Annotated in this window: 11 protein-coding genes; 3 read left to right on the top strand and 8 right to left on the bottom strand. The window is 73.2% G+C overall.

The features are described from left to right. Positions 1–212: 212 nt before the first annotated feature. A complete protein-coding gene (locus tag ACZ6BG_RS11375) occupies positions 213–2546 on the bottom strand; it encodes a glycosyl hydrolase family 18 protein (RefSeq protein WP_468999669.1) in 2334 nt (777 codons plus the stop codon). Between the two features lie 553 nt (positions 2547–3099). Here ACZ6BG_RS11375 and ACZ6BG_RS11370 point away from each other — a divergent pair. Continuing rightward, on the top strand, positions 3100–3675 hold the full coding sequence (locus tag ACZ6BG_RS11370) for a PH domain-containing protein (RefSeq protein ID WP_469000219.1): 576 nt from the start codon (positions 3100–3102) through the stop codon (positions 3673–3675). 23 nt (positions 3676–3698) lie between these two features. On the opposite strand, the gene ACZ6BG_RS11365 is transcribed toward ACZ6BG_RS11370, so the two are convergent. The 6 genes from ACZ6BG_RS11365 to ACZ6BG_RS11340 all read right to left on the bottom strand — a co-directional run bounded on the left by ACZ6BG_RS11365 (position 3699) and on the right by ACZ6BG_RS11340 (position 10019). Continuing rightward, on the bottom strand, positions 3699–4070 hold the full coding sequence (locus ACZ6BG_RS11365; RefSeq protein WP_468999668.1) for a hypothetical protein: 372 nt from the start codon (positions 4068–4070) through the stop codon (positions 3699–3701). A gap of 54 nt (positions 4071–4124) precedes the next feature. After that, positions 4125–4835, bottom strand: coding sequence for a hypothetical protein (locus ACZ6BG_RS11360; protein WP_468999667.1), 711 nt, complete (start codon positions 4833–4835; stop codon positions 4125–4127). Between the two features lie 273 nt (positions 4836–5108). Then, on the bottom strand, positions 5109–6317 hold the full coding sequence (locus tag ACZ6BG_RS11355; RefSeq protein WP_468999666.1) for a hypothetical protein: 1209 nt from the start codon (positions 6315–6317) through the stop codon (positions 5109–5111). A 268-nt stretch (positions 6318–6585) separates the two neighbouring features. Next, positions 6586–8253 carry a phospho-sugar mutase gene (locus ACZ6BG_RS11350; RefSeq protein WP_468999665.1) on the bottom strand — a complete coding sequence of 556 codons (1668 nt, stop codon included), beginning with the start codon at positions 8251–8253 and terminating at the stop codon, positions 6586–6588. A 116-nt stretch (positions 8254–8369) separates the two neighbouring features. Continuing rightward, the gene (locus ACZ6BG_RS11345) at positions 8370–9194 is read right to left on the bottom strand and encodes a purine-nucleoside phosphorylase (RefSeq protein WP_468999664.1); all 825 of its coding nucleotides are present in this window, start codon (positions 9192–9194) and stop codon (positions 8370–8372) included. Between the two features lie 387 nt (positions 9195–9581). Further along, positions 9582–10019 carry a gamma-glutamylcyclotransferase family protein gene (locus tag ACZ6BG_RS11340; RefSeq protein WP_385714210.1) on the bottom strand — a complete coding sequence of 146 codons (438 nt, stop codon included), beginning with the start codon at positions 10017–10019 and terminating at the stop codon, positions 9582–9584. A 181-nt stretch (positions 10020–10200) separates the two neighbouring features. On the opposite strand from ACZ6BG_RS11340, the gene ACZ6BG_RS11335 reads away from it, so the two are divergent. Next, the gene (locus tag ACZ6BG_RS11335; RefSeq protein WP_468999663.1) at positions 10201–11649 is read left to right on the top strand and encodes an NAD(P)H-quinone dehydrogenase; all 1449 of its coding nucleotides are present in this window, start codon (positions 10201–10203) and stop codon (positions 11647–11649) included. A 216-nt stretch (positions 11650–11865) separates the two neighbouring features. Then, positions 11866–12855: a DeoR/GlpR family DNA-binding transcription regulator gene (locus ACZ6BG_RS11330; RefSeq protein ID WP_189728425.1), complete on the top strand. Its 990-nt coding sequence runs from the start codon at positions 11866–11868 to the stop codon at positions 12853–12855. Between the two features lie 62 nt (positions 12856–12917). Here ACZ6BG_RS11330 and ACZ6BG_RS11325 read toward each other — a convergent pair whose 3' ends face one another. Further along, positions 12918–13499, bottom strand: coding sequence for a TetR/AcrR family transcriptional regulator (locus tag ACZ6BG_RS11325; protein ID WP_468999662.1), 582 nt, complete (start codon positions 13497–13499; stop codon positions 12918–12920). Positions 13500–13602 lie beyond the last annotated feature (103 nt).

Here is a 13602-nt window from a genome sequence, read left to right as displayed (position 1 = left end):
GGGTGGGTGGGCCCTCGCGGGGGCGCCCCAGGCCCGCCCCTTCACCGTAACCAGGGGCTGCCGCCCCCTGGACCCCTGCTGTCGGCGCTTCGCGCCTCGTCCTTGAACTCCCCCAAGCTCTCAAGGAGCAGGGGGTACCCCCATGACGGGCTGAAATGTGCCGGACGGGCTGAAAGCAGCCCGTCCGGCTGGCGAAGGTCACCTGGTGAAGGTCACCGCAAGCCGTTGTCCAGTGCTGTCATGAGTGTGCCTGTGGGGGTGTCGCCCGACATCTCCCAGACCATCCCGCCCAGCAGGCCCTTCGATCTGATCCACTCGGTTTTCTTGCCGATGGACCAGGGGTCGTCGAAGCTCCACCACTGGCCGTTGTTGCCGGTGTAGCCGTAGGTGGATATGGACTGTTCGTCGTGGTGGACGGTGAGGTTCGGGACGGTGGTGAGGAGGTTGTGGTAGCCCTTGGTGCCCGCCTCCTCCGGGAACTGGCCGGGTGCCGCGCCGTTCGCCGACTGCCACTCGCCCTTGGCGCCGCCGTCGGCGACCTCCTTCCAGCCGCGGCCGTAGAACGGGAAGCCGATGGTGAGCTTGCGCGGGTTGACCCCGGCGTCCAGGTAGGTCTGGACCGCCTTCTCGACGCTGAAGTCGAAGGGGTAGGGGTCCTGGGCGTCACGGCGGAGATTGGCCTGGTGGCCGGTGCGCTTGGGCTCCCAGGAGTTGTCGCTGCCGGCGCCGTGGAAGTCGTAGCCCTGGACGTTGGCGAAGTCCAGGTACTCGAAGATCTTCTTGATGTCCCAGCCCGCCTCGATCTTCACCGGGTCGGCCGGGGTGAACGCGGTCAGGAGCTTGTGGCTGCCGCCGGTGGCGTCGAGCTGCTTGCGGAACTCGGCGAGCAGTGCCGTCAGGTTGTCCTTGTCGGCAGGGCCGTAGCGGTTGCCGGGGTGGCCCTCGGAGCCCGGCCACTCCCAGTCGATGTCGATGCCGTCGAAGACGCCCGCGCCGGTGCCGGGGCCGCCCGCGCCGTTGTAGGCGGGCAGGTCGCCCTTGATCCAGGTGTCCACGCAGGACTTCACGAACTTCGCGCGGGAGGCCGGGGTCGCCGCCGCGTCCGCGAAGAACTTCGAGAACGTCCAGCCGCCCAGCGAGACCACGACCTTCAGGTGCGGGTGCTTGGCCTTGAGCTTCTTCAGCTGGTTGAAGTTGCCGCGCAGCTTGCCCCAGCCGTCGTCCGCGACCCCGTCCACCGACTGCGCGGCGGAGAAGGCGCGGCCGTAGTCCGCCTCGGCGTCGCCCGCGCCCGTGCCCTCGTCCGGGTCCTGCGGGTTGCCGGAGACGCCCTTCACCACTCCGGCCAGGCAGGTGTGGTTGACCGGGTCGACGTTCTCGAAGGCGTAGTTGATGACGTCGAGCTTCGCGGCCGCCCCGGACGTGTCCAGGTTCTTCACGAAGTGCTGGCGGCCGTAGATGCCCCACTGCGCGAAGTAGCCGACCTTGAGGTGGTTGCCGGGGCCTGCCGCGTCCTCCGTGGTGACACTCACGGCGTTCGAGGCGGGCGAGGCGTTGTCGGCCGTGTCCCGCGCCTTCACGGTGAACGTGTAGGCGGTCGCGGGGGTAAGGCCCTCGACGGTCGCGGTGGTCGCCGAGGCCGGGACCGTCTTCGCCAGCGTGCCGCCGCGGTAGATGTCGTACGCGGCCACCGCCACGTTGTCCGTCGACTTCTCCCAGGCCAGGGCCGCCGACACCTGTGTCTTGCCGGTGGCGCGCAGATTGCCCGGCGCGGTCGGCGGGGTCGGGTCGGTCGCCGGGTCGACGGTCGTCGCGGTGACCGGGGGGCTCTCGGGGCTGGTGTTGTCGCGCCGGTCCTTGGCGCGGACGGTGAAGGTGTAGCGGGTGGCCGGGGTCAGCTCGGTGACCGTCGCGCCGTTCGTCGCCGAGGTCGCCACCACACTGTTGCCGCTCAGGACCTCGTACTTGGTCACGGGGTAGTCGCCCGCCCCGGCCGGGGGCCAGGTCAGGGAGATCGTGCGGGACGTGGCGGTCGTGACCGTCGGGGTGCCGGGCGCCGTCGGGGGCTTGTCCGGCGTGCCGTCGCACTTGTCGCCGTTGATGGTGCAGCCCGTCGGCGTCCCGACCGGTCCCCGGCCCGTGAACGTGTAGCTGTACGGCTCGGTCGAGCCGCCCGCCGGGACCCGGCCGTTGTAGTACGCGTTCTTCACGGTGACGTGGCTGCCCGAGACGGTCGCCTCGCCGTGGGTGTGGCCGCTGACGGTGACGCCCGGCGGCAGGTCGAACTCCAGCGTCCAGGCCGTGGACGGGGCGGAGCCGCTGTTGCGGACGACGTACTTGCCCTGCCAGGACGAGCCGCTGCCCTCCGTCGTGAAGGTCGCGGTGAGCGTGCCCGCCGCGTGTGCGGGGGTCGCCGTCAGGGCGGTGAGCAGGGACAGGGGGAGCAGCAGGGCGACGAGCAGGGCGGCGGTGCGGCCGCGCGTGGCCTCGGTCGCTCTTCGTAAGACTCCTGGCGTTCTCCTGGATCCTCTTTCCGTGGGGGTCATGGCTCTCCTCGGGGGTGTGGCGTGCGGGTGGCTCCTTGGGGTTCGGGTGGCGCAGGTGCGTCGGGTCGCCGTCTGATTGTCGGCGTACATGACAACCCTCGACCGTACTAGGTCTGGACCAATCCCCATACCCCCGCCGCACGTGGCCGACTTCATCGCGTCAGGCAGAATCAGGCCCATGACGAGCGACCCGCAGCCCACTCCGGCGGAGCAGGACCCGGCGGCCCCGGCGAGCCCGGCCGAACCGAAGACGTCGGCCACCCCGGGCAAGTCGGCCGAACCGGAGACTTCGGCCACCCCGGGCAAGTCGGCCGCCCCGGCGAAGTCCGCCGCCTCGGACAAGCCCGCCGCCCCGGCGAAGCCCGCCGCCTCGGAGAAGTCCGCTGCCCCGGCGAAGCCCGCCACCCCGGCGAACTCGGCAGCCCGGGCGAAGTCCACCGCCGCGGCCACCCCGACCACCCCGACCGCCCCGACCGCCCCGACCGGCAAGGCCGACCGGAGCGACCAGACCGACCCGGCCTACAAGGACCGCGTCTACCGGTCCCACGGAGCCATCGCCGGAGGCGTCCTGCTGCTCGCGATCGGCATCTGGCTCGGCGTCGACGCGCTGATCCGGGGCGAGGGGCGCACCCCGTGGGTGGCCCTCGCCGGACTGCTGTTCGCCGTGCCCCTCGTCATCGCCTACACGCTGCGGCCCGCCGTCTACGCCAACGAGGACCGGCTGCGCGTCCGCAACCCGTTCCGCACGATCACGCTGCCCTGGGGCGCGATCTCGGGTCTGCGCTCCGGGTACTCGAACGAGGTCTTCACGCAGGACGGCACCAAGTTCCAGCTGTGGGCCATCCCCGTCTCGCTGCGCGGCCGCAAGAAGGCCGCACGGCGGCACGCCCAGCAGGTCGCGGCGGACGACCCGGTCGCGAGCCGGGTCCGGCCCGGCGCCCGGGGCGCGACGCAGCCCCACGCCCGCGACGCCGGCGACCAGTCCATGGACGACCTGCGGGAGATCGCCGAGCGGCGCGAGGGCGCCGAGGCCGCGCAGGGCGAGCCGGTCGCGCACTGGGCGTACGAGATCCTGGCGCCGAGCGCCGCCGGTGCGGTGCTGCTCGCCGTGCTGCTCGCCCTGGGCTGACTGGTCCGGGGCCGCCGGAGCCGTCAGCCCCCGCGTCCCGGCCGGAACCCCCGCCAGCGCACCCCGTCCGTCGATATGCGGAACCAGTTCCCACCGAAGCTGTCCCGCCACAGCCGGCCCACCGGTGTGCCGACCACCGAGCCCGACGACGCCCTGGCCGTGGTCCGGTCGAACGTCCGCGCCCCGTCCGTGCTGCGCCACCCCCCGTCCTCGCCGTACACCGTCAGGCCGGCGTCGTCGGCCACCAGCAGGTCGCCGATGAGCGTGCGCGGTTCGACGCCCTCGCGGTGCCGCCACATCCGCGTCCACGTCAGGCCCTCGTCCTTGCTGACGTGGAACGTGACCAGGCCGTTCTTCGCGGGCGGCGACACCGGTCCGTGCTGGGTCGCGTACAACCCGCTCCCGGCCCGCGACCACCCGGAACACCGCGCCCTCGGTACCGACGCCCGTCAGGTGCGGCCGCTGCCGTGTGCGACCCCGGTCCGTGCTCCTGGCAAGGGCGGACCGGCCCGCGCGTGGGTCCCTGCCGGACACGAACAGGCCGCCCCGCGCAGGTCACCGGCCTGACGCAACGGGCCCTTCAGCGGCGGCTCGTGGGCCAGGACCTGGTGCCCACCCGTCCTAGGCGACACGGCGAGCAGCCGCTCCCGCGCGCAGTCGTCCGGGTCGGACCGGTCGCGCTCCACGCACTCCGGAACGAGCACGCCGCCCCGCGCCACCGCCACCGCCGCGCCCACCGCCCGCGTCGTCCCGCGCCGCCACGTCCGGCCGCCGTCACCCGTGAACCACGTGCGCCCCGGCGTGTCCGCGCGCTCCGCGCCCTCGCCTATCAGCGCCCGCCCCGGCCCCAGCACCGTCACGTCCGCCGAGACGCCCCGGTCACCCGTCACGTCCCGCAGCGGCGAACTGCCGAGGCGCCACGCCTTCGCACCCCGGTCGAGCACCGCCACGCGCTGGCTGCACCGGCGCTCCGAGCACTCGGCGAGCAGCGCGAAGCCGGAGCCGTCCGCCGCGAAACCGATGCCGAACGGCGAGCCGGGCAGGTCCGGCGCCGACGGGACCCGCGGCGCCGGGGCCCGGCCCTCCGCCGCCCTCTGCGCCGCCTTCCCCGCTTCCTGGCCGCCGCCCACGGGCCCCGCGCCCCCCGCCACCCTCTCCACCCCCGCACGCCACCAGCACCCAGACCGCCACCAGGGCCACCACTCCCCGAAGCCCACGCCCCTTCATGCGACGCCCCCCACTCCGCGACGAACCAGCAACTACTCCTGATACACCGCCCACTGCCCCGAGGTTCCCAACCCCCGACCCTCATTTCCCCGACCCCTGACCCTCATTTCCCGGACCCCCCCGACCCTCATTTCCCGGACCCCCGATCCCCAATTTCCTTCAACCGCCCGCGCCTTGCGGAGCCCATGTCCCGCAGGCCACACGGGTCACGGCGGCCCCAGCCACACCAGCAGCATGTGCCCGCCGAACGCCGCCGACGTCAGCGCCGCCGCCGAGACCACCGCGAGCGTCACCCGCGTCCGGGCCCGCGCGAGCGCGAGGGCCACCGGCAGCAGCAGCGGGAAGCCGGGCAGCAGGAAGCGGGCGCGCGGGAAGTAGACGCCGCTGGAGCCGAGCACGATCGCGACCAGCAGACCCGTGAACACCAGGAGCGGCAGCGGCTGTTCGCGCCCGGTCACCGAGAGGGCGTACAGCACGAGTGCGCCGAGCAGGACGAGCGTCACCATCACCAGGAACAGTTGCGGGCGCTCCACCAGGAACAACTGCTTCATCCAGCGCAGGGTGCCGATGCCGCCGTCCCACTCGTTGTGCCACAGCTTCTGCACGGCGAAGTAGCCGTCCCAGCGGCCGAGACGCGCGCCCACCCAGCCGACGTACGCGAGCCAGCCGAGCGGCGCGAGCAGCGCGCCGGTCAGGGCGCGGGCGTCGAAGCGGCGGCGCAGCGCGAGCAGCGCGGTGACGGACACGGCGGCGGCGACGGCGACGCCGGTCGGCCGCGTCAGGCCCGCGAGCGCGGCGAGGGCCCCCGCCCACACCCAGCGGCCGGTGAGCACCGCGTACAACGACCAGGCCGCGAGCGCCGTGAACAGCGACTCCGTGTAGCCCATCCACTGCACGAGCGCGACCGGCAGACAGGCCCACAGCGTCACCAGGAGCACGCCCGCGCGCCGCCCGTGCAGCCGGTCGCCGATCTTGAAGATCCCGCAGGCCGCGAGGAAGGAGCAGCCGACGGCGAGCGCGAGCCCGACGGCGCCGCGCGGCGCCGGGAGCAGTGCGTCGCCCGCCCGGATCAGGAGCGGGAACAGCGGGAAGAACGCCAGGTTGTTGGTGTCGAAGGCGTGCCCGAGCGTGTCCGCGTAACCGTGCGCCGCGATCCTCAAGTACCAGTCGCAGTCCCAGGACTCGGCGAGGAGGTGCCACAGCTCACGGTGCTCGCGGCGGGCCCAGACGGCGAGGACGAGCAGGCCCACGAGGCGGACGGCGGCGTACGCGAGGAGCGCGGGCGCCGCGTACCGCAGCGCGCGGGCCGCACGCCGGTGCGTGGCGGCGCGCGGGGCCGTGGCGCGGGGGCGGCGGGAGGCGGGTACGCGGGACGGCGCGGTGGTCGAGAGGTCGGAAGGGGGTCCGTACGGCACTGCGGCTCCCGGTACGAGAAGGTGCGCTACCGGTCGACCCTTCCCGAGGGACCGGTGGCGCACCGGGGAGCCGCGTCAGGCGCCGTACGGGAACCACCCCTTCGGGTGGCAGGGCGTGCGCCCACCCGTACGGGTGGCGGGAGCGGCTCGGAGCTGACGTCACCCACACGGTCGTACGCGCGCGCACGACCTGCCCCACACGAGCGCCCGGCCCGTCGTGCGTCAGCGCCAGCAGCCGTCAGCGCCCGCAGCCGTACGCGCCCGCGCCTCAGATCCCCGCGGCCTCCGCCAGATCCCGCTTCAGCGCCGCGAGCAGTTCCGCCGCCTTCTCGTGGGCCGCGGGCAGCGCGGCGCGGTCCGCCACCGGCACCACGACCTCCAGGTAGCACTTGAGCTTCGGCTCGGTGCCGCTGGGGCGCACGATGACGCGGGCGCCGTCGAGGGTGTACCGCAGTCCGTCCGTGGGCGGCAGCGTCTCCGTGCCCTTGGTCAGGTCCTCCGCGCGGGTCACCGCGAGCCCGGCGAGGCGCTCCGGCTGCCCCTCGCGCAGCCGGCGCATCGCGGCCGCGATCAGCGACAGGTCCTCCACCCGCACCGACAGCTGGTCGGTGGCGTGCAGGCCGTGCTCCACCGCCAGGTCGTCGAGCAGGTCCAGGAGGGTGCGCCCCTCCTCCTTCAGCTCGGAGGCCAGCTCCGTGACCAGCAGCGCCGCCGTGATGCCGTCCTTGTCGCGTACGCCATCGGGGTCGACGCAGTAGCCGAGCGCCTCTTCGTAGCCGTACCGCAGGCCGTCGACGCGGGCGATCCACTTGAAGCCCGTCAGCGTCTCCTCGTAGCCGAGGCCCGCCTTCTCGGCGATGCGGCCGAGCAGCGACGACGACACGATCGACTCCGCGAACACGCGCCCGCCGTCCGCCGCCACGCCCCGGCGCACCAGGTGCGCGCCGAGGAGCGCGCCGACCTCGTCGCCGCGCAGCATCCGCCAGTCGCCGTCGCCCACCGGGACGGCCACCGCGCAGCGGTCCGCGTCCGGGTCGTTGGCGATCACCAGGTCGGGGCGGGCCTCGCGGGCCGTGGCGAACGCCAGGTCCATCGCGCCCGGCTCCTCCGGGTTCGGGAAGGCGACCGTCGGGAAGTCCGGGTCGGGCTCCGCCTGCTCGGCGACGAGCACCGGCGCGGGGAAGCCGGCCCGCGCGAACGCCGCCAGGAGCGTGTCCTTGCCGACGCCGTGCATGGCCGTGTAGACGGTCCTGGCGGTCCGCGGGGAGCCCTGGGCCAGGACGGCGTCCGTACGCGCCAGATAGGCCTCCAGGACGTCCTCGCCGAGGGTCTGCCAGCCGCTCTCCGGACGCGGTACGTCGTGCAGGCTGCGCACGGCCGCGATCTCGGCGGCGATCTCGCCGTCGGCGGGCGGCACGATCTGCGAGCCGTCGCCCAGATAGACCTTGTAGCCGTTGTCGCGCGGCGGGTTGTGGCTGGCGGTGACCTCCACGCCCGCGACCGCGCCCAGGTGCCGTATGGCGAAGGCGAGGACCGGGGTCGGCAGGGGGCGCGGCAGGACGGCGGCGCGCAGGCCCGCGCCGGTCATCACGGCGGCCGTGTCCCGCGCGAAGTCCGCCGACTTGTAGCGGGCGTCGTAGCCGATCACCACGAGGCCGTCGGTGTGGCCCTTCCCCTTCAGGTACGCCGCCAGGCCCGCGGCGGCGCGGATCACCACGGAGCGGTTCATCCGCAGGGGGCCCGCGCCCAGTTCGCCGCGCAGACCGGCGGTGCCGAACTGCAGCGTGCCCGCGAACCGCGCGGCCAGCTCGTCCAGGACGGCCGGGGCGCCCGGCGCCGCGTCGACGAGCTTCGCCAGCTCCTCGCGGGTCTCCGGGTCCGGGTCCTCGGCCAGCCAGGCCTGGGCGCGGGCGATGAGTTCTCCGTGGTCCTGCACGTCTGGTCGGCCTCTCCGTGACGGGGGGTCTTGCTCTTCCGGCTTTCCCGCCCGCCGCGCGTCGGTACCCGCCGCGCGGCCGGACGGGGGCAGATGGATCAGATGGGACAGCTGGGTCAGATGCGGCCCAGGACCTGCCCGAGCAGCTCGCCCATCCGCGTCGCGGAGTCGCGGCCCGCCTGCAGGACCTCTTCGTGGTTCAGCGGCTCGCCCGTCATGCCCGCGGCGAGGTTCGTCACCAGGGAGATGCCGAGCACCTCGGCGCCCGCCTCGCGCGCGGCGATGGCCTCGAGCACCGTCGACATGCCGACCAGGTCCGCGCCGATCGTGCGGGCCATCCGGATCTCGGCCGGGGTCTCGTAGTGCGGGCCGGGGAACTGGGCGTACACGCCCTCTTCCAGGCTCGGGTCGATCTCCTTGCACAGCGCGCGCAGCCGCGGCGAGTACAGGTCCGTCAGGTCCACGAAGTTCGCGCCGATGATCGGGGACGTCGCCGTCAGGTTCAGGTGGTCGCTGATCAGCACGGGCTGCCCCGGGCGCATGCCCTCGCGCAGGCCGCCGCAGCCGTTCGTCAGCACGATCGTCTTGCAGCCCGCGGCCACGGCGGTCCGTACGCCGTGCGCGACGGCGGCGACGCCGCGGCCCTCGTAGTAGTGCGTGCGGCCCAGGAAGACCAGGGCGCGCTTCTCGCCGATCTTGAAGGAGCGGATCCGGCCGCCGTGGCCCGCGACGGCCGGCGGCGGGAAGCCCGGCAGCTCGGTGACCGGGAACTCGGCCTCGGGGGCGCCGAGCGCCTCGACGGCGGGTGCCCAGCCGGAGCCCATCACGAGGGCTACGTCGTGGGTCTCGGCGCCTGTCAGCTCGCGCAGGCGGGCGGCGGCGGCGTCGGCGGCGGCGTAGGGGTCGCCCTGGATGTCGTCCGGAATAACTGAAGCGTTCACGCCGACGAGGGTAGCCGGTTACGCCCTACGCGCGTAGATGACGATGCCCACGGGATCCGGATCGTTGCCTTGTCGTTTCCGACGAAGTCGGCTGGCGCCTGGCCTTCGCGGGGCGCCCCGGTCCCGCCCCTTCTCCGAAACCGGGGCGCTGCGCCCCCTGGACCCCGGCCGCTCGCCCGCCGTGTCGTGCGGGTGGGACCCGCCTCCGCCGGATCGGCGCTGCGCGCCTCGTCCTCAAACTCCCCCAAGCTCTTAAGGAGCAGGGGGTACCCCCATGACGGGCTGAGATCTTGCCGTGGTCGGCCTGGAGGTGCCGGAGGTGGGCGGTAGCCCTGGGCGAGCGGGCCGACGGGTGGGTGGGGGAGGGCGGAGCCGCCGGGGCCCGTCCTAGCAGGGGTGTTTGCGGAGGTTCATGACGTAGTCGTGGGGGGCGCCCGCCGACTCCGCGGCGTCCGCGAGCTCGCCGAGGTAGCGGGCGGAGGGCAGCCCGCCCTCGTACCCGTTGAGGACGTACACCCAGGCGGCCTCCTCGCCCTCGAGGGTGTGCACCCGGACCCGCATGCGGCGGTAGATGTCGAGCCCGACGCCCTCCCACCGGTCCATGGAGTCCTCGTCCATCGGGGCGATGTCGTACAGCGCGACGAACACCTGTGAGCGCGGCGCCTCGACGATCGTCGCGAGCGCGCCCTCCCAGCCCATGTGCTCGCCGCCGAACGTCAGCCGCCAGTCGTTGAGCCAGCCGGTCGCGCGCAGCGGCGAGTGCGGGGCGCGGCGCGTCATCAGCCGCGCGTCGAGATTGCCGGCGTACGCGGCGTAGAGCGACATGGGACCGAGGGTACGGCTTTCTGGCGTGGGCGCCCTACGCGGTCCGGCTGTGGTGCGCGGTATGGGGGCTGCGCCCCCTTTCCCCCGCTTATTGGCGCTTCGCGCCTCGTCCGCAGGCGCCGGACGGGCTCTGGTGCGCCCCCTGACCCCCGTTCGCTGGGGGCCTCGGCCATGCGGGACAATGGGGCACGTGACTCGGATCGTGATCATTGGCGGCGGACCCGGCGGATATGAGGCGGCCCTGGTGGCCGCCCAGCTCGGCGCGGAGGTGACCGTCGTCGACTGCGACGGTCTGGGCGGGGCGTCGGTGCTCACCGACTGCGTACCGTCGAAGACCCTGATCGCGACGGCCGAGGTGATGACGACCTTCGACTCCTCGTACGAGGAGCTGGGCATCATCGTCGAGGACGACACACCGCACATCGACCAGGCGGCACGGGTCGTGGGCGTGGACCTCGGCAAGGTCAACCGGCGTGTGAAGCGGCTCGCGCTCGCGCAGTCGCACGACATCACGGCGTCCGTGACGCGTGCGGGCGCCCGGGTCATGCGCGGCCGCGGCCGTCTCGAGGGCCAGCAGGCCATGGACGGCTCCCGCAAGGTCGTCGTGCGCGCCGCCGACGGCTCCGAGGAGACCCTGACCGCCGACGCCGTGCTCATCGCCACCGGCGGCCACCCGCGCGAGCTGCCGGACGCGCAGCCGGACGGCGAGCGGATCCTGAACTGGACGCAGGTGTACGACCTCGACGAGCTGCCCGAGGAGCTCATCGTGGTCGGGTCGGGCGTGACGGGCGCCGAGTTCGCCGGCGCCTACCAGGCGCTCGGCTCCCGGGTCACGCTGGTGTCGTCGCGCGACCGGGTGCTGCCCGGCGAGGACCCGGACGCCGCCGCCGTCCTGGAGGACGTCTTCCGCCGCCGCGGCATGAACGTCATGGGCCGCACCCGCGCCGCCTCCGCCAAGCGCGTCGGCGACCGCGTCGAGGTCACGCTGGCCGACGGCCGCGTCATCTCCGGCTCGCACTGCCTGATGGCCGTCGGCGCCATCCCGAACAGCGACGGGATGGGTCTGGAGGAGGCCGGGGTCAAGGTCAAGGAGTCCGGGCACATCTGGACCGACCGGGTGTCCAGGACCTCCGCCCCCGGTGTGTACGCCGCCGGTGACGTCACCGGCATCTTCGCCCTCGCGTCGGTCGCCGCCATGCAGGGCCGCATCGCGATGTACCACTTCCTGGGCGACGCGGTCACCCCGCTGAACCTGAAGACCGTCTCGTCGAACGTCTTCACCGACCCGGAGATCGCGACCGTCGGCTACAGCCAGGCCGACGTCGACGCCGGAAAGATCGACGCCCGCGTCGTCAAGCTCCCGCTCCTTCGCAACCCGCGCGCGAAGATGCAGGGCATCCGCGACGGCTTCGTAAAGATCTTCTGCCGTCCGGGTACGGGAATCGTGGTCGGCGGAGTCGTCGTCTCGCCCCGCGCCTCGGAACTGATCCACCCCATCTCGATCGCGGTCGACAACAATCTGACGGTGGAGCAGATCGCTAACGCCTTCACCGTGTACCCATCACTTTCGGGCTCGATCGCCGAAGTCGCCCGTCAGTTGCACACGCGTAAGGTCGCCGGGGAGGCCTGATCCCGACCGTTCGGTCAGCGGGCGCCGACCGGCTGATGTGATCGTCCGGTCGGCCGGAATCAACTCTCCGCAGGTCACAGCCTGTTGCGGCGCATTCGCTCGGCATAGTCGGGGGGAGTACCCCCTATACCACTTCCACCCCTACTGTGCGAACAACTTCTGTAATTCGGCGCAAACTGCTGAAAGCAGACGGTCGTTGGGGTTACTGTCAGTTTCGTGTTCGCTGCAGAACGTCGCCAATTGATCCTCGAAATGGTGCGGGCCAACGGAGCGGTGTCGCTCCGTGAGCTCGCCCGCGTCGTCCAGACCTCCGAAGTGACCGTACGGCGGGACGTGCGCGCGCTGGAGGCAGAAGGACTCCTCGACCGCCGACATGGCGGTGCGGTATTGCCGGGCGGATTCACGCGGGAGTCCGGCTTTCCGCAGAAATCACATCTCGCGTCCGCCGAGAAGACGGCCATCGCCGATCTCGCGGCGGGTCTCGTCGAAGAGGGCGAAGCCATCGTCGTCGGGGCGGGTACGACCACGCAGGAGCTGGCCCGCCGGCTCGCGCGGGTGCCCGGCCTGACCGTCGTCACCAACTCCCTGTTGGTGGCACAGGCCCTCGCCCACGCCAACCGGGTCGAAGTCGTCATGACCGGCGGCACCCTGCGCGGCTCGAACTACGCGCTGGTGGGCAGCGGCGCCGAGCAGTCCCTCCAGGGGCTCAGGGTGTCGCGGGCGTTCCTGTCGGGCAGCGGCCTGACAGCCGAACGCGGCCTGTCCACGTCCAACATGCTGTCGGCGAGCGTGGACCGCGCGCTCGTGCAGGCCGCCGCGGAGGTGGTGGTCCTCGCCGACCACACCAAGCTCGGCACCGACACCATGTTCCAGACGGTGCCGACGGACGTCATCACACGTCTGGTCACGGACGAGCCGCCCGCGCACGACGACCGCGCGGCGACCGAGTTGCAGGCCCTGGCCGACCAGGGCGTGCAGATCGCGGTCGCCGGAGCGTCGGCGGGCCCCGGCCAGGCCCCCGGAGTTGACTCCGTCCCAGCAGGCCGGCAGCCACGCAGGGACGTGCCGTTGCCCGGTCAGCGGCGGGGGCACGGGGGCCATGGCGCGGGGCCCGGCGCCGGGCCGCAGTTGCGCAGCGCGTCCGTGCTCGGCGAGCAGCCGGCCGGGGAGCGGGCGGCGCGGGTCGCCGACTTGCGCCGGCGGTAGGGCGGGGAGGGTCGGCCCTGCCCGGCCGACCCCCAGCTGTCCGGGGGCGATTCGGGGTGCCCTCAGGCGCCGGGCCCGGCTGTGGTGTGGATGCCGGGCTCCGCCTTGAGGCCGCGCAGCGTCAACATCAGGAGGCGGTCCGCCAGTTGTGGGTCGTCCGGGGATTCCTCCGCCGCCAGCGCGATCGCGTTCGTCAGCTGGAGCAGGTCGTCGATCGACACGCCCTCGCGTACCGCGCCCGCCGCCTGGGCCCGTTCCAGGAGCCGGGTGCCCGCCTCCCGCATCGGGCGGCTGCACCGCGCCAGCGCGGAACTGTCGTCCCGTGAGGCCGACATGAGGGCACGGGCGAGGCCGCGGTACTCACCCGCGTGCGTGATGATCGCCCGTAGCCACTCCACCAGGGCGGTGCAGGGCTGCGGGGCGTCCAGGAGGGCGCGGGAGCGCGTCAGGAGGTCGCTGACCGCGTCCTCGAAGACGGCGCTCAGCAGGGCGTGGCGAGTGGGGAAGTGGCGGTACAGGGTGCCGATGCCCACGCCCGCTCGGCGGGCCACGTCCTCCAGGGAGGTGTCCGTGCCGTGTTCCGCGAACGCGGTGCGGGCCTCGCTGAGGAGCCGGTGGTGGTTTCGGCGGGCGTCGGCGCGCATGGGGTCTCCTCGCGGGGGCGCCCCAGTCCCGCCCCTTCTCCGAAACTGGGGCTCCGCCCCAGACCCCGCTCCTCAATCGCCGGACGGGCTGGATTTTCCCAGC

It is taken from the genome of Streptomyces sp. NPDC041205, from assembly GCF_055591765.1.
This window is presented reverse-complemented; position numbering and strand designations above follow the sequence as displayed.

What these genes read in the sequence shown, in the direction of transcription:
- ACZ6BG_RS11375 (WP_468999669.1), bottom strand. Translation starts at nt 2,546, where the DNA reads ATGACCCCCACGGAAAGAGGATCCAGGAGAACGCCAGGAGTCTTACGA.
- ACZ6BG_RS11340 (WP_385714210.1), bottom strand. Translation starts at nt 10,019, where the DNA reads ATGTCGCTCTACGCCGCGTACGCCGGCAATCTCGACGCGCGGCTGATG.
- ACZ6BG_RS11325 (WP_468999662.1), bottom strand. Translation starts at nt 13,499, where the DNA reads ATGCGCGCCGACGCCCGCCGAAACCACCACCGGCTCCTCAGCGAGGCC.
- ACZ6BG_RS11335 (WP_468999663.1), top strand. Translation starts at nt 10,201, where the DNA reads ATGGGGCACGTGACTCGGATCGTGATCATTGGCGGCGGACCCGGCGGA.